The 18,021-nt window shown below is 43.1% G+C and carries 19 protein-coding genes; 10 read left to right on the forward strand and 9 right to left on the reverse strand.

The annotated features are described in order from the left end of the window. The first annotated feature begins 34 nt into the window (after positions 1-34). Positions 35-547: a ferritin gene (locus VS868_RS05445; RefSeq protein WP_266068331.1), complete on the forward strand. Its 513-nt coding sequence runs from the start codon at positions 35-37 to the stop codon at positions 545-547. 92 nt (positions 548-639) lie between these two features. Then, the gene (locus VS868_RS05450; RefSeq protein WP_345596777.1) at positions 640-2,172 is read left to right on the forward strand and encodes an IS1182 family transposase; all 1,533 of its coding nucleotides are present in this window, start codon (positions 640-642) and stop codon (positions 2,170-2,172) included. A gap of 141 nt (positions 2,173-2,313) precedes the next feature. Here the strand turns inward: VS868_RS05450 and VS868_RS05455 are convergent, their stop codons facing one another. Together VS868_RS05455 and leuS are read right to left on the reverse strand one after the other, a co-directional pair. Then, on the reverse strand, positions 2,314-3,006 hold the full coding sequence (locus VS868_RS05455; protein ID WP_266068330.1) for a zinc metallopeptidase: 693 nt from the start codon (positions 3,004-3,006) through the stop codon (positions 2,314-2,316). 114 nt (positions 3,007-3,120) lie between these two features. Further along, positions 3,121-5,937: a leucine--tRNA ligase gene (gene leuS, locus VS868_RS05460; RefSeq protein WP_345599450.1), complete on the reverse strand. Its 2,817-nt coding sequence runs from the start codon at positions 5,935-5,937 to the stop codon at positions 3,121-3,123. 151 nt (positions 5,938-6,088) lie between these two features. On the opposite strand from leuS, the gene VS868_RS05465 reads away from it, so the two are divergent. The 6 genes from VS868_RS05465 to VS868_RS05490 all read left to right on the forward strand — a co-directional run bounded on the left by VS868_RS05465 (position 6,089) and on the right by VS868_RS05490 (position 10,185). Beyond that, positions 6,089-6,967, forward strand: coding sequence for a permease-like cell division protein FtsX (locus tag VS868_RS05465; RefSeq protein ID WP_345599451.1), 879 nt, complete (start codon positions 6,089-6,091; stop codon positions 6,965-6,967). A 142-nt stretch (positions 6,968-7,109) separates the two neighbouring features. After that, on the forward strand, positions 7,110-7,364 hold the full coding sequence (locus tag VS868_RS05470) for a DUF3098 domain-containing protein (protein WP_266071129.1): 255 nt from the start codon (positions 7,110-7,112) through the stop codon (positions 7,362-7,364). 2 nt (positions 7,365-7,366) lie between these two features. Beyond that, positions 7,367-8,164, forward strand: coding sequence for an undecaprenyl-diphosphate phosphatase (locus VS868_RS05475; RefSeq protein WP_345599453.1), 798 nt, complete (start codon positions 7,367-7,369; stop codon positions 8,162-8,164). Positions 8,165-8,170: 6 nt separating this feature from the next. Next, the gene (truB, locus tag VS868_RS05480; protein ID WP_266071131.1) at positions 8,171-8,875 is read left to right on the forward strand and encodes a tRNA pseudouridine(55) synthase TruB; all 705 of its coding nucleotides are present in this window, start codon (positions 8,171-8,173) and stop codon (positions 8,873-8,875) included. Positions 8,876-8,878: 3 nt separating this feature from the next. After that, positions 8,879-9,607, forward strand: a complete 729-nt coding sequence (locus tag VS868_RS05485; protein WP_266071132.1) for a hypothetical protein — start codon at positions 8,879-8,881, stop codon at positions 9,605-9,607. Continuing rightward, the gene (locus VS868_RS05490) at positions 9,607-10,185 is read left to right on the forward strand and encodes a DNA-3-methyladenine glycosylase I (RefSeq protein WP_266071133.1); all 579 of its coding nucleotides are present in this window, start codon (positions 9,607-9,609) and stop codon (positions 10,183-10,185) included. The genes VS868_RS05485 and VS868_RS05490 overlap by 1 nt, the downstream gene beginning before the upstream one ends. 53 nt (positions 10,186-10,238) lie before the next feature. On the opposite strand, the gene aat is transcribed toward VS868_RS05490, so the two are convergent. The 3 genes from aat to VS868_RS05505 all read right to left on the reverse strand — a co-directional run bounded on the left by aat (position 10,239) and on the right by VS868_RS05505 (position 12,260). Then, positions 10,239-10,877: a leucyl/phenylalanyl-tRNA--protein transferase gene (aat, locus tag VS868_RS05495; protein WP_266071134.1), complete on the reverse strand. Its 639-nt coding sequence runs from the start codon at positions 10,875-10,877 to the stop codon at positions 10,239-10,241. A 128-nt stretch (positions 10,878-11,005) separates the two neighbouring features. Then, positions 11,006-11,380, reverse strand: a complete 375-nt coding sequence (locus tag VS868_RS05500) for a DUF3127 domain-containing protein (RefSeq protein ID WP_266071135.1) — start codon at positions 11,378-11,380, stop codon at positions 11,006-11,008. 1 nt (position 11,381) lies between these two features. Next, positions 11,382-12,260 carry a flavin reductase family protein gene (locus VS868_RS05505; protein WP_345599455.1) on the reverse strand — a complete coding sequence of 293 codons (879 nt, stop codon included), beginning with the start codon at positions 12,258-12,260 and terminating at the stop codon, positions 11,382-11,384. A 110-nt stretch (positions 12,261-12,370) separates the two neighbouring features. On the opposite strand from VS868_RS05505, the gene VS868_RS05510 reads away from it, so the two are divergent. After that, positions 12,371-13,540 carry a HAMP domain-containing sensor histidine kinase gene (locus VS868_RS05510; protein WP_345599456.1) on the forward strand — a complete coding sequence of 390 codons (1,170 nt, stop codon included), beginning with the start codon at positions 12,371-12,373 and terminating at the stop codon, positions 13,538-13,540. Here the strand turns inward: VS868_RS05510 and VS868_RS05515 are convergent. The 3 genes from VS868_RS05515 to greA all read right to left on the reverse strand — a co-directional run bounded on the left by VS868_RS05515 (position 13,515) and on the right by greA (position 14,896). Beyond that, positions 13,515-13,925, reverse strand: a complete 411-nt coding sequence (locus VS868_RS05515) for an acyl-CoA thioesterase (protein WP_266071138.1) — start codon at positions 13,923-13,925, stop codon at positions 13,515-13,517. The genes VS868_RS05510 and VS868_RS05515 overlap by 26 nt on opposite strands. Continuing rightward, positions 13,925-14,314, reverse strand: coding sequence for an HIT family protein (locus VS868_RS05520; protein WP_345599458.1), 390 nt, complete (start codon positions 14,312-14,314; stop codon positions 13,925-13,927). The genes VS868_RS05515 and VS868_RS05520 overlap by 1 nt, the downstream gene beginning before the upstream one ends. 105 nt (positions 14,315-14,419) lie before the next feature. Then, positions 14,420-14,896 carry a transcription elongation factor GreA gene (gene greA, locus VS868_RS05525; RefSeq protein WP_345599459.1) on the reverse strand — a complete coding sequence of 159 codons (477 nt, stop codon included), beginning with the start codon at positions 14,894-14,896 and terminating at the stop codon, positions 14,420-14,422. A 116-nt stretch (positions 14,897-15,012) separates the two neighbouring features. On the opposite strand from greA, the gene VS868_RS05530 reads away from it, so the two are divergent. Further along, complete coding sequence (locus VS868_RS05530) at positions 15,013-15,441, forward strand: hypothetical protein (RefSeq protein ID WP_345599460.1); 429 nt, start codon at positions 15,013-15,015, stop codon at positions 15,439-15,441. Positions 15,442-15,502: 61 nt separating this feature from the next. Here VS868_RS05530 and VS868_RS05535 read toward each other — a convergent pair whose 3' ends face one another. Next, the gene (locus tag VS868_RS05535; protein WP_345599461.1) at positions 15,503-17,860 is read right to left on the reverse strand and encodes a TonB-dependent receptor; all 2,358 of its coding nucleotides are present in this window, start codon (positions 17,858-17,860) and stop codon (positions 15,503-15,505) included. Positions 17,861-18,021: the final 161 nt, after the last annotated feature.

Raw genomic sequence — 18,021 nt, forward strand, 5'->3', positions numbered from 1 at the left:
TTTTCTTTTCGTATTTTTAAAAAAAAGAATAGATATGAAAGATATAGTAAGGCAAAAAATAGGAATTAATGTAGATGTGATGGACCTGCTGAATGAGCAGATCTCCAAAGAGGCACATTCAGCGGCAATTTATCTTGCCATGGCCTCCTGGTGTGATCACAACGGACTAACGAATAGTGCCGAATTCTTTTACAAACAATCGGCCGAAGAACGGGAGCACATGCTCAAAATCTTCAAATTCATCAATGATAACGGTGGGACGGCTTATTCTCCCGAAGTAAGCAACATCAATCACGAATATAGCTCCCTCCAGGAGATTTTTGAAACCGCACTGGATCAGGAAATCGAAATTTCAAAATCTATACACAACATAGTCAGCAAATGCCGCAAGGTGCAGGATTATGGATCAGAGAACTTCCTGCAATGGTTTGTTCAGGAACAAATGGAAGAAGAAAACCAGTTCCGCAGAATTTTAGAAATGTTCGATCTTATGGGCACAGATGGTATTGCACTTAAGTTTATCGATGAACGAATTAAGCACGATTAAGTAATACCAGCATTTCTCAAAACAAAAAAAGAGGCTGTCTGAAAAGGCAGTCTTTTTTTGTATAAAAAGGTGGAGCTGCTTATTTTTAAAGTATGAGCAGAAAAGTAGTTTTTAAGACTTATCATCAGAACCAACTAAGTCTTATTCCCCCAAGCTATGATGATCTGGTTCCGAAAAATCACCCTGTCCGGATTGTCAATACCATTGTAGATCATTTAGATATTAGCGCTCTTGCGAAGAGCTATAAAGGAGGAGGCACCTCCAGCTATCATCCACGGATGCTTCTAAAGGTGGTGATCTATTCTTACCTGAGAAACATTTATTCCTCAAGAAAAATTGAACAGGCACTACAGGAGAATGTTCATTTTATGTGGCTTAGCGGACAAAGCAAGCCAGATCATAACACCATCAATGATTTCAGAGGCAAAAGATTAAAGGGTAAGTTTAAAAACATCTTCAATCAGGTAGTTGTATTACTGGCTGAACAGGGAGTGCTATCTCTCAAAGAACTCTACGTAGATGGCACCAAAATAGAGGCCAATGCCAATCGCCATACCTTTGTATGGGGCAAATCCATCAAGACCAGTAAAGAGCGAATTAAGAAACAGCTCAAGGAACTCTGGGCCTATGTTGAGAAGGTTTATGCGGAAGAACAGATGCTTCCTAACCAGCCCGACTTTGAAGAGATCGATCCTGAAAAAGTAGCACAGACCATTGATACTATCAATCAGGCTTTGCAGGATAAAGAGGTAGATAAAAAGGTCAGACAAAAGCTAAACTATGCCAAAAAAAACTGGCCGAAAAACCTGGAGAAGTACACTGAACAGGAAGCTATCCTGGGGAAGAGAAACAGCTACAGTAAAACAGATCCCGATGCCACCTTTATGCGCATGAAGGATGATTATATGCAAAACGGACAGTTAAAGCCGGGATATAATTTACAAGCCTCTACCAACAACCAGTTTATCACCAACTACACCCTTGCTCAAACTACTGCTGATACTACTACTTTAAAAGAGCACCTTAAAGATCATATCGAATCCTACGGTCAAACTCCTGAAACACTTACCGCTGATGCGGGCTATGGTAGCGAAGAAAACTATACAGACTTAGAAGACAAGAACATTACTGCTTTTGTAAAATACAATTACTTCCATAAAGAGCAGCGGGATAAAAAGTACAGGGAAAACCCGTTTCATCCCGACAACTTCTTTTACAATCCAGAAACAGATACTTATTACTGTCCCATGGGGCAGGCGATGAGAAAAACTCATACCTACGAAGGGAAAACCAAAAATGGTTTTATTCAGCAAATCCCCCGCTACCAGGCCCAGAACTGTCAGGGATGTCCTTTGCGGGGTAGCTGTTATAAAGCCAAGGGAAACAGGATCATTGAACGCAACCACAACCTGATCCGCCTGAAAGAGAAAGCAAAAAAACTACTGCTTAGCGACGAAGGAATAGCTCATCGTAAGCGCAGGTGTTGGGATGTAGAGGCCGTCTTCGGAAATATTAAACAAAATATGGGCTTCAAACGGTTTATGCTCCGGGGTATGGAGAAAGTAACCACCGAAATAGGGTTAATAGCGATGGCACACAATTTAAAGAAGTTCAATATAGTCTAGAGGGGGCTATATAACCAACTTTTTCAATGCTCACTACAACGTGAAAAAGGAAAAACCCTCCTTGAAAATCTTATCATGAAAAAAGGCCACCTAAAAATTACTTTTTAGACGACCTCTTTTTTGTTTTATTATTTCTCCTGATTAATCTCTTCCCAAATAAATGCTCACAAAGTACAGCAAGGTTGCCAAAGAACCAATTGCTGCTACTACATAAGTACGTGCGGCCCATTTAAGAGAATCTTCAGCAGCTTTGTGCTCCTGTGAATTCAGCATGTTTCCTGTTTCCAGCCACACTAACGCTCTCTTACTTGCATCATATTCTACCGGCAGCGTGATAAAACTGAACAGCGTTCCCATTGCATAGAGAATAATCCCCACCAATAGCACCGTTTGGCCTATCCCGACAGATACCATGGTCATTAAGATCAATCCACCAAAGATGGCCCACTGCGAGAACTGTGAGGCAACCTGTACCACAGGTACAAGTTTACTTCTCATTTGCAGCCAGCTATAAGATTTTGCGTGCTGTATTGCATGGCCGCACTCATGTGCCGCTACTGCAGCCGCCGCTGCGTTACGCTGCGTATAAACCGCTTCACTAAGGTTAACTGTCTTTTTTGACGGATTGTAATGATCTGTCAATTGTCCCGGTGTAGAAATTACTCTTACATCGGTTATTCCATTATCGCGAAGCATTTTTTCGGCAATCTCCCGGCCACTCATGCCGTTTTGAAGATGTACCTTGGAGTAATGCTTAAATTTGCTTTTTAACTTGTTACTCACATAAAGACTCACTACAAAGATGAGTCCGGCGATGATATAATATCCCATCATAGTTTTAAAGGTTATTTTGTTGAAGCTTTATAACAAAAAGCCGGCCAATTTATTTTTGGAAGCAAAATGTGAACTTTTGTCGCATCCCGCTGCTGCTGCGGCTTAAAAAAGAATCTAACCTACTATATTCACAATTTTACCGGGCACTACAATTACCTTTTTTGGCACCCTGCCATCCAGCTGTTGTTGTGTTTTTTCGTGAGCCAGCACGGTCTTCTCAATTTCGTCTTTACTCATATCGAGGGGCAGTTCAAGGGTGAAGCGCATCTTCCCGTTGAAAGAAATTGGATATTCTTTTGTGCTTTCTACCAGGAATTTCTCTTCGTAAACAGGATAAGCTGCCGTAGTGACCGATGTGTCATGCCCCAGTTTTTCCCATAGTTCTTCGGAAATATGCGGCGCATAAGGCGCAATAAGAATAGCCAGCGGCTCCAATACCTCTCTAAAATGGCATTTTTGAGCCGACAGTTCATTGACGCATATCATAAATGTACTCACCGAAGTATTAAAGCTGAAGCTCTCAATATCTTCTGTCACCTTTTTGATCGTCTTATGAAGCGTCTTTAGAGAATCGGCTGAAGCTTTCCCGTCACTTACAATAATCTTATTGTCTTCATCGTGATAAAGCTTCCAAAGCTTCTTCAAAAAGTTGTGCACCCCTGTAATGCCCGCGGTATTCCACGGTTTTGCCTGTTCCAACGGACCAAGGAACATCTCGTACATCCTCAAAGTATCGGCGCCGTAATTCTCACAAATATCATCTGGATTGACCACATTGTACTTGGATTTCGACATTTTTTCGACTTCGCGGCCTACAATATATTTCCCGTCTTCAGTGACGAATTCGGCATCTGCGAATTCCGGTCGCCACTTTTTAAAACCTTCAATATCGAGTTCATCTGAAGCATTGACCAGCGAAACATCGGCATGAATTGGCTGTACATTATGTGCTTCAGAAAGCTTTTTAGAGACAAACTTATTCTCTCCTTCCAACCTGTAAACAAAAGCACTGGTTCCAAGGATCATCCCCTGGTTGATCAATTTCTTAAAAGGTTCTTCTACCGGCAAAAAGCCTCTGTCTTTCAAAAATTTTGTCCAGAACCTCGAGTATAACAAGTGCCCTGTGGCGTGTTCACTTCCTCCAATGTACAGGTCGACATTTTCCCAGTATTCTAGAGCTTCTTCTGAAGCAAAGCGCTCTTCATTTTGAGGATCCATATACCTGAATAAATACCAGGAACTACCTGCCCAGCCGGGCATGGTGTTCAATTCAAGAGGAAAAACAGTTTTGTGATCGATCTTTGAATTCTCTACCACTTCATTCTTTTCTGTGTCCCACGCCCAGTCTGTAGCGTTTCCTAAAGGCGGCTCCCCGGTTTCCGTCGGTAGATATTTCTCTACTTCGGGAAGACGCAGCGGCAAATGCTCTTTTTCGATCATTTGCGGAAGCCCTTCCACATAATAAACCGGAAATGGCTCACCCCAGTATCTTTGTCGGCTAAACACCGCATCTCTGAGTCGGTAATTAGTTTTTCCTTTTCCCTGCCCAATCTTTTCCAGCTCTAAAATGGCTTTTTGAAGGGCTGCTTTGTATTCGAGCCCGTCAAGGAAATCTGAATTTGCGATCACAGTGCCTTCCTTCCCGGAATAAGCTTCTTCAGAAATATCCACATTCTCAAAAATATTCCTGATTGGCAGATCAAAATGTTTGGCAAACTCGTAATCTCGTTGATCGCCACATGGCACCGCCATAACGGCTCCTGTTCCATAACCGGCCAACACATAATCTCCAATCCAGATTGGCACCGGCTCCTTTGTAAAAGGATGCTCGGCATAGGCCCCTGTAAAAACACCGCTAATGGTCTTTACATCGGCCATTCTTTCCCGCTCACTGCGCTTAGCCGTTGCCTGTACATAAGCTTCAACTTCGGATTTATGCTCGGGAGTAGTGATCTTCTCCACCAGTTCGTGCTCGGGAGCAAGGGTCATGAATGTGACTCCAAATATTGTATCGGGTCTTGTGGTAAATACCGGAACCTTGAACTCTGAACCTTGAACTTTGAATTCCACAAGAGCCCCTACCGACTTCCCAATCCAATTCCGCTGACTCTCCTTTAAACTTTCTGTCCAGTCTAGCTCGTTTAGCCCCTGCAGCAGTCGCTCGGCAAAAGCTGAAATACGCATGCTCCACTGGGTCATTTTTTTCCTGATTACCGGGTAGCCTCCCCTTTCGGAAACACCATTCACGATCTCGTCATTTGCGAGCACAGTTCCCAATTGCGGGCACCAGTTCACTTCGGTTTCAGCAAGATACGTCAGCCTGTACTTCAGCAATTGCTTTTGTTTTTCTTCCGAAGAGAAATTATTCCATTGTGTTACAGTAAACTGCTCTACATCATCATCACAAGCCGCATTCACTCCGCTATTCCCTTCCGCAGCAAAGATCTCTTCCAGTTCACTTATAGGGCGGGCTTTTTCAGATTCAAAATCATACCAGGAATCAAATAACTGGATAAAGATCCACTGTGTCCATTTGTAATAATCTGGCTCGCTGGTGCGTACCTCCCGGATCCAGTCAAAGGAGAAACCTATCTGGTCAAGCTGTTCGCGATAGCGATTTATATTAGCCTCTGTAGTAAGGGCAGGGTGTTGTCCTGTTTGTATGGCATACTGCTCTGCAGGCAAACCAAAACTGTCGTATCCCTGTGGGTGCAGCACATTAAACCCCTTATGCCTCTTATAGCGGGCATAGATATCACTGGCAATATAACCCAGCGGGTGCCCAACGTGCAGCCCTGCTCCCGAAGGATACGGAAACATATCGAGCACGTAATATTTAGGTTTTTCAGAATTATTCTCAGCCTTGAAAGTCTGGTTCTTTGCCCAGTACTCCTGCCATTTTTTTTCAATTTGGTTGAAGTTGTACCTCATTTTACAGATTCAGCGTCACGTTATTACATTCCCGGAAACCTTCAGGGAAGGGCAAAAATACGGTTAATGTACGAAAGTGAAAAGTTTGGGCGTTTTAAAGAAAGGGATTGATTTACTTTCTTATTTTTACACAAATTTACGCAGCCGCCCTATGAGTTCATCTTTTGAAAAATATCAAAAAAGACGTCTTATTTCCTCTTATTTTTCGGTCGTGATCAGTATCGCGCTGGTCCTGTTTTTACTTGGGTTACTGGGGCTTTTAGTACTCAACACCAAAAAAATAGCCGATCATTTCAAGGAGCAGATCGCTTTGACCATTTACCTTAAAGACACCGCGAAGGAAGTGGAGATCACCCAGCTTAACAAGACCATTGCCCTGGCCGAATACACAAAGTCTACCACTTATGTGACCAAAGAGGAAGCAGCCGAAGCTCACAGCAAAGAAATAGGAGAAGATTTTATGGAGTTTTTGGGTTATAACCCACTACAAAATTCTATTGACGTATACTTCAAAGCCGATTATATTACCTCGGGCGAAATAGACCAGATTGCCGAAGAATTAACTGCAAAGAACTTTGTAGATGAAGTGGTTTATGATAAACCTCTTATCTCCCTCCTCAACGAGAATGTTACAAAAATCAGTTTTTGGGTACTTGCCATTAGCGCGATTTTCACCTTTATCGCCGTGCTTTTAATCAACAGCTCCATAAGGCTTTCGGTCTATTCAAAAAGGTTTATTATCAAGACCATGCAAATGGTAGGTGCTACAAAAAGGTTTATTAGAAAACCATTTATTCTGAAGAGCGTAAAACTGGGCATGATAGGCGCGCTTATTGCACTAATAGGTATGGCCATAGTACTTTACTATATGAACAAGAGCTTTCCAGAACTTGAACTGCTAAGCGATACAAGCATTCTGGCTGCTCTTTTCTTCGGAATCTTTCTAATGGGAGCAGTAATAACCTGGCTTAGTACCTTTTTTGCCACCCAGCGCTTCCTGAATTTAAAAACTGATGAATTGTATTATTAGTGAGTTCTAGATGATTTATAGAAGATCACGTGCATCTATAATAATCGTTTTAAGAGGAAAGTTATATTATTAGTTAGCCTCAAAAATTGCTATTTTTGACACCTTACATTTTAAGGGGTTGCAGCCAAAAAACAAAGAACCAATGAACAAGAACAAAAAGCCTTTACACAGGCAGGATCTTAATTTTGTATTCGAAAAGAAGAACTACATTGTGATGGGAATAGGCCTGGCAGTAATCGCCCTTGGATTCATTCTTATGGCCGGCGGCGGTAGTGACGACCCCAATATTTTTAATCCGGAAATCTATAGTTTTAGAAGAATAAGGCTGGCCCCAGCCCTGGTACTTCTTGGTTTCGCCATTGAAGTCTACGCGATCCTTCTCAACCCCCGAAAATAATAATGGAAATTATTGATGCTGTGTTCCTTGGAATTATCCAGGGACTTACCGAATTTTTGCCTGTTTCTTCAAGCGGGCACCTCGAAATAGGAAAAGCCCTTCTTGGAAGCCAAAGCATTCCCGAAGAATCTTTAATGATCACCGTGGTACTCCACTTTGCAACCGCTCTAAGTACCATTGTAGTTTTCAGGAAAGACGTAGCCGAAATTTTCCGCGGCCTGTTCTCCTTCCGCTGGAATGACGAAACTAAATTTTCTTTAAAGATCGTCCTCTCTATGATCCCCGCAGTTTTTGTCGGGTTAATGTTTGAGGAGGAACTGGAATCTCTATTTGGCGGCAATCTCACTTTTGTAGGGTTCATGCTCTTAATAACTTCGGTGTTGTTGTGGCTGGCCGACCGGGCTAAAAATACCGGAAAGCCTGTAACCTATAAAGACAGTATCATTATAGGAGTAGCACAGGCTATCGCAATTTTACCGGGAATTTCAAGAAGTGGGGCCACCATTTCTACTTCTGTGCTCCTCGGAAATGACAAAACCCGAGCTGCGCGCTTTTCGTTCCTCATGGTAGTTCCCTTAATTCTAGGAAAAATTGCAAAGGATCTTTTGAGTGGGGACCTAACCAACACCTCCATCGAACCTGTACCACTACTGGCCGGATTCATCGCTGCTTTCATTGCCGGTTTTGCCGCCTGTACCTGGATGATTGCCCTGGTGCGTAAAAGCAAACTCACCTATTTTGCCATCTACTGTTTTATAGTGGGCACAATAGCAATTGGTTACCAATATTTCTATGCCTGATAAATAATGACTGAAGAAGAATTCAAAACCGGACAAATCCTCTTATTTGATAAACCCCTGGAATGGACATCTTTCCAGTTGGTAAACAAAGTGAGATGGCTCATCCGGAAGAACTTCAGGATCAAAAAAATTAAGGTAGGCCACGCAGGTACTCTAGATCCATTAGCTACGGGCTTGCTCATCCTTTGCACCGGGAAATCTACCAAACTTATTGAAAATCTTCAGGGACAGGAAAAAGAATACACCGGCACCTTCACCCTGGGCGCCACTACGCCTTCCTTTGATATGGAGACTGAAGTTGATGAAACCTTCCCCATAGACCATCTCACTTCGGAAGGAATTCATGAAGCAACAAAAGCATTTTTGGGAGATATTCAGCAAAGGCCACCGGTATTTTCAGCTTTAAAGAAAGATGGAAAAAGGCTTTACGAATACGCCCGAAGCGGGGAAGAAGTGGAGATACCTACCCGTACGGTAAATATTTCAGAATTTGAGATCACTAAAATTGAGCTTCCAAAAGTACATTTTAGAGTGGTGTGCAGTAAAGGTACTTACATTCGCAGCCTTGCCTTTGATTTTGGATCCCAATTAAACACCGGGGCATACCTCTCTGCCCTGCGTCGCACCCGTATTGGAGACTATAAAGTTGAAAATGCCTTAACAGTAGATTCTTTTGTAAATGAGTATCTTTCGATGGAGGAAGAAACTTAAAAAATGGATTTTTTCGATAGACATAAGGCGCTGATCATTACCAGCCTTATCTTTTCGATTTTGATCTTGTCTATGTACAACATCAATATCTCCAACGAATCTAAAAAGATTCGGGAGACGCTTATTGAGCTAAATGAATTAAGGCCCATCCCACCTCCCGAAGAAAAACAACCCGAGCCCGAAGCGCCCAAACCTGAAGAACCTCAACGCCCGAGCCCTACCGTACAAACACACCAGGCATTCAACCAGGATCAGGAGGAAAGTCAGAATAACCTGGAGTCGAGATTGGATGAAATATTTCAGAAGAATGCCGCACAACAGGAAACTTCGGAAGCAGAGTCTGCCAAGTCGGCACAAGGAGAATTTGGGCTGAACAACAATAAAAAAGAGAAGAAAAAGAAGGCTTCAGAAGGAGATAACAGCAGTAAAGAAACATCGGTAAAGCCCGGTAGCATGAGAAATAGCTCTATTTCTTTTTCCCTGGTAGGTCGAACAGCTATAGATATTCCCAATCCAATTTACACCTGCGATACTCCCGGCAGAATTGTGGTGAACATCACCGTAAATGCTGCGGGAGACGTGGTAAAGACCTCAATAAACAAGAATGCTTCTTCCACAAGTAACGAATGCCTTACCAATATGGCTATGAGATATGCGGCAGATGCAAAATTTACCCAACTTGCCGGGAGAAATGCACAACCCGGCACTATAACCTATAATTTTCAGAATTAATGGAAGAAAAGATACGTTGCGGCTGGTGCGTGGGCGATCCACTCTATGAAGCATACCACGACCGCGAATGGGGCGTTCCCTTAAAAGATGATGCCGGCATTTTTGAATTCCTCATGTTGGAAACCTTCCAGGCGGGCTTAAGCTGGATCACTATTCTTCGGAAAAGGGAAAATTTCAGAAAGGCTTTTGACAATTTCGATTATAAAAAAATAGCCACTTATTCTGAAGCTAAACAAGCCGAGTTACTGGAGAACAGCGGCATAATCCGGCATGGCGCAAAAATTCGTGCCGCAATTACCAACGCACAGGTTTTTATGAAGGTGCAGGAGGAATTTGGAAGTTTTTCAAAATATATTTGGGGCTTTGTTGATGACATCCCTTTACAACCCGACCGGCAAACTTTAACCGCGGTTCCTGCCACCACGCCTCTTAGTGAAGCTCTAAGTAAGGATCTCAAGAAGCGGGGCTTTAAATTTGTAGGGCCCACGGTGGTCTATGCTCACATGCAGGCCACAGGTATGGTGAATGATCACATAACGCAATGCTTTAGGCACAGCGAAGTGAAAGCACCTCAATAAAGCACAGGAAAAAGAGGTTCCCAAAATGCCATTTTTGGAACCTCTTTCTGGTTTCAGCTTAGGTATTCAAGAAATACGCTGCGGGGAATTTCGGCGGCACCCAAACTTGCGAGATGGTCCGTGTACATCTGGCAGTCAATTAATCTTACGCCTTCCTTTTCAAGTTGCTGCACCAGGTGAATAAATCCGTATTTTGAGGCGTTACTGACTTTTGAAAACATGCTTTCCCCGCAAAAGATCTTTTTTTCCCTTAAGTAGACTCCGTACAGGCCACCCACGAGTTCCGTTTCCTGCCAAACTTCAACTGAAACTGCAATACCTTCCTGATGCAGGGAAAGGTAAGCCTGCTGCATTTCGGGCGTTATCCAGGTGCCGGGCTGTCCCGGCCTGTTTATTTTTGCACATTGCTCAATAACTTCTGAAAAAGCCGTATTAAAGCTCACTTTGAAAGCATTCTTTTTAAGCAGTTGCTTCATGCTTTTGGAGACCTTCAGGTTCTCGGGAAACAGCACCATTCGGGGATCGGGACTCCACCACAAGATAGGCTGATCTTCATCAAACCACGGAAAGATTCCGCGGGAATAAGCTGCCAGAAGCCTTTGTGGTGATAAGTCACCGCCATAAGCCAGCAAGCCTTCTGCTGTAGCCTTCTCAACTGAAGGAAAATCGTCTTGTGGTCTCAAAAATGTCAAAAACAAGGGGTCTTTTTTCAGAAGTAAAAATAAAACAAATTGACAACTCTTTTTTTCCGGTCTCTTCAGAAAAGAAAAAACCCCAATTCTTCAGAAAAGGGGTTTTCACTATTTAATTTAAGATTCACCTAGAATGGCAAATCGTCATAATCTTCGTCATTTAAATTATTGGCCGGTTCAAATTGATCGGCCGGTGGTACAGGAGCGCCACCCTGCTGACTCTGAGCTGCGAGGTTTTCAATTCTCCATCCCTGTATAGAGTTGAAGTATTTGGTCTCTCCCTGCGGGTTCACCCATTCGCGCCCGCGCAAATTCACCCCAATTTTTACAGGCTGCCCAACACCATAATTATTTAGAAGATCACATTTATCCTGCACAAATTCTACAAGAATATGTTGTGGGTACTGCTCTTCTGTTGTAACTACCACTTCTCTCTTTCTAAACCCGTTGCTCCCGAAGGTTTGGGTTTGTCCAATCATCTTAATTTTTCCTTGTACTTCCATATCAAACGTTTTTTGCTAATAATATTTTCCAGGCTGTTGCCGTATCGTCTTTTTCTAAATATTCTTTTGCTGTTAAATGCAGCTTTTCTTCACCGGCGCTTTTCACCAATTCTGAAAGTTGAGAATTCCCTCTCAAAAACTCCCTGACTTCTTCAGCGGTGGGAAGCCGCTCTACATTGCCCAATTTCCCAAGATCATTACCCGAGAGATATTTGCTGTTTCGAACCTCTTCGGCAATGGCATCAATCCCTATTCCTAAAGTCTGCAAAGGCTTTGGAACTTCAAACATTCCGGGCGCGGCGCGGGTGTACCAGTTACCTCCCATGCGGGCTACCAGGTCAATTTTGTGCTGGTCAATATAGCCTTTTTCATCTAAAATATCTTCCCGAATATGCATTTTTAGCACTTCACAAATCACAAGATTCCCGGCTCCTCCTTCACTTCCGGTCTCTACGATCTCATTGATCCTGCATTCAAATTGTACCGGTGATTCCTTCACCCTGAAAGGCTTTACAATGTCCGATTTCAGCATAGTAAGCCCTGCCTTTTCAAATTCGTTGACACCTTCAGCATATTCGGTACTCGACAGCGAAACCTGCTGTACCAAATCGTAATTCACCACATTGATCACTACTTCTCCCGTGGCTTTAGAATTATTATAAGTGTGCTTTACAGTATTATCTCTTCCGCGGCGTGCCGGAGAAAAAATAAGTATAGGAGGATTTGACCCAAATACATTAAAGAAACTGAAGGGCGATAAATTTGGCCTCCCTTCTTTATCGAGGGTGCTGGCAAAAGCTATGGGCCTTGGCCCTACTGCTCCCAGCAGGTACTGGTGCAATTGAGGTACGGTAACTTCTTTAGGATCTATGCTAAGCATGCTCGTGATTTTGGCAAAGGTAACGAAACCCAGAAGAGATGAAAAATCGGCTACACAATAATAAGTTACCTAAAACGATTATATTTAAACGCAATTTAAGCCCTGCCTTCATGAGGTTTTCAGACAAACGAAACTTTCGCCGCTGGTTCATTATCGTTACTTCGCTCATCATTGTTAGCCTTATTGTATGGAATGCAGTTGCCTTTTTTCAGCGCATCAAGGAAGAAGAACGGGTAAAAATGAACATCTGGGCTTCGGCACAGGTTTATCTTGACCAGGTAGATACAGATACCGGCCTTGATCTTTACCTGGAGATCATCAACAGCAACTCGAGCATTCCCACAATACTGTTAGATGACAATGGCCAGATAGTAGACGCCATGAACATACCTGGCGAGATCATGGCCAGTGAAGAAGAACTTCAGCAATTCCTCGCATCGCTTAAAAGCACCAATGAACCTATAGAAATGGATCTTGGCGAAGGCAGGGTGAACAGGGTTTACTACGGAAATTCCCCAATGCTCAACAAGCTGAAATACTACCCACTCGCCCTTATTCTTATCATCATCCTGTTTATTGCGGTGATCTATTTTTTCTACAGAACTACAAAAAGCAGCGAACAAAACAAGTTATGGGCCGGTATGGCCAAAGAGACGGCGCACCAGATTGGCACCCCGCTTTCTTCGCTCATAGGCTGGACAGAGATCCTTAAAGAAGAAAAGGTGAACCCCGATTTTATTACTGAAATTGAAAAAGATGTAGACCGCCTCAAAACCATCACCGAACGTTTTTCCAAAATTGGATCGGCACCCACTCTGGAACCGGCAAACATTGTTGAAAAAACCCGGGATTCTTTTGATTACCTTGAAGCGCGGAGTTCAAAACTCATCAAGTTTCAACTTCAGCTTCCTTCGGAAAAGATTTTGGTCAACCTGAATGCCCAGCTCTACAGCTGGACTATTGAAAACCTGGTGAGAAACGCCATAGATGCCATGAAGGGAAAAGGGGACCTGGAAATAAAGCTGAAGCAGGATTCAAAAAAGGTATATATCCTGGTTACCGATACCGGAAAAGGAATACCAAAAAGCAAGTTCAAACGTATCTTTGAACCCGGATTCACCACCAAAAAAAGGGGCTGGGGCCTTGGTTTGTCACTCTCCAAAAGGATCATAGAAAAATATCACGGCGGCAGGATAAAAGTGCTGCGAAGCGAGATCAACAAAGGAACAACCATCGAGATCCAGCTTCACAGGGCTAAAACTGCTGCATCACCTGTCTGAGATCGGGAGGAATGGGCAGGGATTTATCTTCAGAAAAGTCGAAGAAAACGGCGATGTCCCTACCTTCGGCACAAACTTCACCTTTGTCATTCAGGATCAATTGATCGAGCGCAAAACTGCTGTTCCTGATGTAGGCCAGTTTCGTCTTTACCGTAGCCGTTCCCGGGTAAAACAGCGATTTTTTAAAATCGCAATGCGTAGAAACCAGGATGGCTCCTTTATTGGATTCTGAAAAGAGTTTCGACAGGCCGGCAGCCTCCCAAAAATTCACCCTACCCGACTGAAGGAACCTGATAAACGTGAGATTATTCACGTGACGGTACATATCGAGATCACTAAAATCAATCCGAAGGTCCAGCGATAGTTTATATTCCGAAAACTCCACTAAATACTGGCTTTGATATCATCGGCGATTTGCTGAAATTCTTCTTCGCTCAGGGAAACGCTCTGGGCAAAATTCATATCGCTCATGTTGTTTAAGGGAATAAGGTGCACATGCACGTGGGGCACTTCAAGGCCTACCACTGCCACTCCTACCCTTTTACACGGTATGGCTTTCTCAACGCCCTTTGCGACCTTGCGCGAAAAGGCCATAAGCTGCATGTAAGTTTCTTCATCAAGGTCAAAAAGTTTATTGACCTCTTCTTTTGGAATACACAAAGTGTGTCCCTTTACATTGGGCCGCACATCGAGAAAGGCCAGGAATTTATCGGTTTCTGCAACTTTGTAAGCCGGTATTTCTCCGTTGACGATCTTTGTAAAAATGCTGGGCATAGTGTTTAAATTTTAGAGGTAACAAGTTAAGATTTTCGGCATAAACCGGGGCATAAAAAAATCCTTTCCGAAGAAAGGATCCTTAAAAATGACATTTTTGACACCTTAGTCACGGGTGATCTCAAGAATTTCGAATTTCATTGTCCCCGAAGGCACCTGTACTTCAGCAATCTCTCCTACTTTTTTCCCCAGAAGACCTTTCCCGATAGGACTATCTACAGAGATCTTACCTGCTTTAAGATCGGCTTCACTTTGGGCTACCAGTTTGTATTTTACTTCGGCACCGTTAGTCACGTTTTTGATTTTCACGGTTGAATGTACCAGGGCTTTAGACGTGTCGAGTTGCGACTCATCAATTAACCTTGCGTTGGCATATATTTCTTCCAGTTTTGCAATTTTCAATTCAAGTAAACCCTGGGCCTCCTTTGCAGCATCATACTCGGCATTCTCACTAAGATCACCTTTATCACGCGCTTCGGCAATTGCCTGTGAAGCTTTTGGCCGCTCAACATCCTTTAATTGATTGAGTTCATCTCTAAGTTTTTTAAGGCCATCTGCACTATAATATGATACTTTACTCATAACTTCGTCGTTTATATAAATAGAAAAAATCCCATTCGCCGACGGGATTTTAAACAAATATAGTAAATTAAAATATCCAGTACAATTATAATCCGGCAGCTTTTAAAAAACCAAATATGAAGCGAATTTTAATGCTTTTATCCTTATCTATCACCATTTTAGGATGTTCTTCTGATGATGAGATACGTAAAAATCCTTACCTGCCCCACCTGAATTTTTCAGTGCAGTTTGACCTTAACCTTCCTGAGTATAATCAGCTGAATTTTTCGGGAAATAAATTTATAACCCGCAACTACGGCATTAACGGAATTGTGATTTACAACCTCAACAACGATCAGTATTTTGCTTATGAACTTTCGGACCCCAACCATATACCTCAAGCCTGTTCTGCCTTAACCGTAAACGGAACAGCAGCTTCATGTACCTGTGGAGATGGAAATGTTTACAACATCATTACGGGAGAGCAAACTGCAGGTACGGGAGAATATATGCTGCAGCCCTACCGGGTAGAAAAGAGGGGGAATGTGATACAGATCTCTAATTAAAATGCATTAAAAAAGGCTCTCTTGAGAGGTCTCAAAAAAGCCTTTTTTGAAGGGTTATATTTTAGAATCTCAAAGTCACCCCCGCCAGGAAATTGCGGGTAGCCTGTGGGTAATATCCTACGCCATCGTAGGTAAGCCCATCCCAATCATAAGTATAATAGTATCCGTTTGACACGTATTCTTCACTAAAGATGTTGTTGATCAAACCGGTAAAGACTATCTCTTTAAAGAGAGGAGCATTGCTCCAGGTGTACTGCAGGTTAATGTCATTTACAAAATAACTTTCGAGCAAAGATGCTTCATTTTCGAGGTTGCTCATATACTGCTCTCCCACGTATTTTGAAAGGAATTTAATCTCAAGTCCTTCTACAGGTCGGTATTCCAGAATGTTTCCGGCAATGATCCCGGGAGAATAAGAGATGTCTGTTTTTCCGAAGCTGCGCAGTTCCCCGTCCCATGAAGCGAACCATTCATCATTTTTATTCCGGCTAATGGCCACATTTGGTCGCCAACTGAACTTGGGATGCAACCTCACCACGGCATCCAATTCCAGACCCAGCCTGTAGCTGTTCCCACTATTTCTTCTAATTGGTGCACCCACATCATTTAGTTCTCCTGTAAGTACCAGCTGGTTGCGGTAATCCATATAGTAAAGATTGGAATTCAGCTGAAAGTTACTTGTCGCAAATCTCCATCCCAGCTCATAATCATTTAACTCTTCAGGTTCGGGGTTACCCGCTTCATAATCGGATCGGTTAGGCTCTCTATGTGCCCTGGCAAACGAAAAGTAAAGTCGGCTGGCTTCCGAAAATTCGTAGGTAAATCCGGCTTTTGGATTAATAAAGGTATGGCTGTCATCAACTATAAAAGGTGTGTTTTCTTCTTCAAAGCCATTGACCTCATAATTGATCTTTCTTAGTTGCAGGTCTCCGTAAAGTGCAAGATTATCCCTAAGGGCATAAGTTACTTTTCCGAAGAGATTAAAGTCACTTTTTTCAGCATCATTCTCATAGTACCTGTGCAAAGGCAGGCTGGGCGCAAAGCGGGTGAAGATCACCTCTCCAAAATGGTCTCCTTCATAGTTGTTCCAGGCGCCACCGGCAATAACTTCAAGGTTTTCATTCTCGTACTGCACATTAAATGTTGTGCCATAAAAATCATTGACCAGCCATTTTTTGGTAACCAGATCACTTTGAGTAATCTCTTCCCCATTTGCGGTGAATGGTTCCAGATTATAGGCCTCCAGGTCTTCTTCTGCGCGATATGATTCGTAGAAACCTCTCCCGTAAGTGTAGTGGAGCGCAATGTTTGAAGACCAGCCATTGCCGTAGCGCTCATTCCAGAGCAGCTGGAAGTGATCCTGCTTATAATCATCTATGTGATTGTCGTAAAAACGAAGATTACCTTGATCATCTTCATAGGCCCCTGCGGGGTTAAAACGCCTGTCTTCTTTTAATTGATCTGCGTCAATCCCATCCCAGGCCTGGTAAGTAACTTCACTCCCTCCAAAGGTAAGGGCTTTTACAAGCGTGGTTTCCCCAATATAAGAACCCTGAAAAAAGTAAGATTTAAGATCGGTTGAAGCCCGGTCTATATAGCCGTCGCTCTTTATTACTGAAGCCCTTCCATTGAATTCCCAGTGATCGTCAAAGATGCCTGTGCTAAATTTCACTGTGTGTTTTCGGGTATTGTATGCACCAAAACTATTGGCGATCTCGGCCGAAGGTTCATAGTTATACCTGTCGGTAAGTATGTTCAAACTGGCACCAAAAGCCCCGGCCCCGTTTGTAGAGGTTCCCACCCCGCGCTGCAGCTGCAGGTCTTCTACAGAAGAGGCAAAATCTCCCAGGTTTACCCAAAAGGTCCCCTGGCTTTCGGCATCATTATAGGGAATACCATTTATAGTAACATTGATTCCGCGGGCCTCGGTACCCCTCACACGAATGCTGCTGTAGCCAATACCGGCACCGGCATCACTGGTAGTGACCACTCCCGGCATGTACTGCATAAGGCTGGGAATATCCTGGCCCAGGTTACGATCTTCTATCTCCTCATTAGATAAATTGCTGTAAGTGATGGGTGACGCGGCACTCACCCGCACTGCCGATAAAAACACCTCATCGAGGAGCTCTTCGGCATCACTCATATCTACATTCAGCACTATATCTTCGGAAAGATCTATGCGCACCCGTTTTTTATTTCCGAAGGAAAAAATGAGATAGTGCACACCTTCTTCAAGAGTAAAAGAATACTTCCCTCCTGCTGAAGTCTGGGTGAATTGCGATGAGCCTTCTACTCTCACAATGGCACCTTCAAGCGGTTTATCACCACTTGTCACTGTACCCGACACCTGAAATTCTTGTGAAAAGCCGCTTACTGCGACAAGAAAAAAACTGAAGATTAAGAAAACATGTTTCATTCGTAAAAAATTGGTTACGAATAAAAGGGGCTGTTATTCTTGTTGTTATAAAATAAAAAATCCTGAAAACCACTATTGGTTGACAGGAGTATAATACTTGCGCGGTGCACTTTGCACCTATCCCTTGGCAGCATTACCTGCCCAGGTTCCTTGGGTATAAT

It is taken from the genome of Salinimicrobium sp. 3283s, from assembly GCF_039602225.1.
GTDB classification, from domain to species: Bacteria; Bacteroidota; Bacteroidia; order Flavobacteriales; family Flavobacteriaceae; genus Salinimicrobium; species Salinimicrobium profundisediminis.

Coding starts and splice junctions, on each gene's coding strand:
- VS868_RS05475 (WP_345599453.1), top strand. CDS start 7,367: ATGGAAATTATTGATGCTGTGTTCCTTGGAATTATCCAGGGACTTACC.
- leuS (WP_345599450.1), bottom strand. CDS start 5,937: ATGAGGTACAACTTCAACCAAATTGAAAAAAAATGGCAGGAGTACTGG.
- VS868_RS05500 (WP_266071135.1), bottom strand. CDS start 11,380: ATGGAAGTACAAGGAAAAATTAAGATGATTGGACAAACCCAAACCTTC.
- VS868_RS05535 (WP_345599461.1), bottom strand. CDS start 17,860: ATGAAACATGTTTTCTTAATCTTCAGTTTTTTTCTTGTCGCAGTAAGC.
- VS868_RS05470 (WP_266071129.1), top strand. CDS start 7,110: ATGAACAAGAACAAAAAGCCTTTACACAGGCAGGATCTTAATTTTGTA.
- VS868_RS05530 (WP_345599460.1), top strand. CDS start 15,013: ATGAAGCGAATTTTAATGCTTTTATCCTTATCTATCACCATTTTAGGA.
- greA (WP_345599459.1), bottom strand. CDS start 14,896: ATGAGTAAAGTATCATATTATAGTGCAGATGGCCTTAAAAAACTTAGA.
- VS868_RS05465 (WP_345599451.1), top strand. CDS start 6,089: ATGAGTTCATCTTTTGAAAAATATCAAAAAAGACGTCTTATTTCCTCT.
- truB (WP_266071131.1), top strand. CDS start 8,171: ATGACTGAAGAAGAATTCAAAACCGGACAAATCCTCTTATTTGATAAA.
- VS868_RS05450 (WP_345596777.1), top strand. CDS start 640: ATGAGCAGAAAAGTAGTTTTTAAGACTTATCATCAGAACCAACTAAGT.
- VS868_RS05455 (WP_266068330.1), bottom strand. CDS start 3,006: ATGATGGGATATTATATCATCGCCGGACTCATCTTTGTAGTGAGTCTT.
- VS868_RS05490 (WP_266071133.1), top strand. CDS start 9,607: ATGGAAGAAAAGATACGTTGCGGCTGGTGCGTGGGCGATCCACTCTAT.
- VS868_RS05485 (WP_266071132.1), top strand. CDS start 8,879: ATGGATTTTTTCGATAGACATAAGGCGCTGATCATTACCAGCCTTATC.
- VS868_RS05445 (WP_266068331.1), top strand. CDS start 35: ATGAAAGATATAGTAAGGCAAAAAATAGGAATTAATGTAGATGTGATG.
- VS868_RS05510 (WP_345599456.1), top strand. CDS start 12,371: ATGAGGTTTTCAGACAAACGAAACTTTCGCCGCTGGTTCATTATCGTT.
- VS868_RS05520 (WP_345599458.1), bottom strand. CDS start 14,314: ATGCCCAGCATTTTTACAAAGATCGTCAACGGAGAAATACCGGCTTAC.
- VS868_RS05505 (WP_345599455.1), bottom strand. CDS start 12,260: ATGCTTAGCATAGATCCTAAAGAAGTTACCGTACCTCAATTGCACCAG.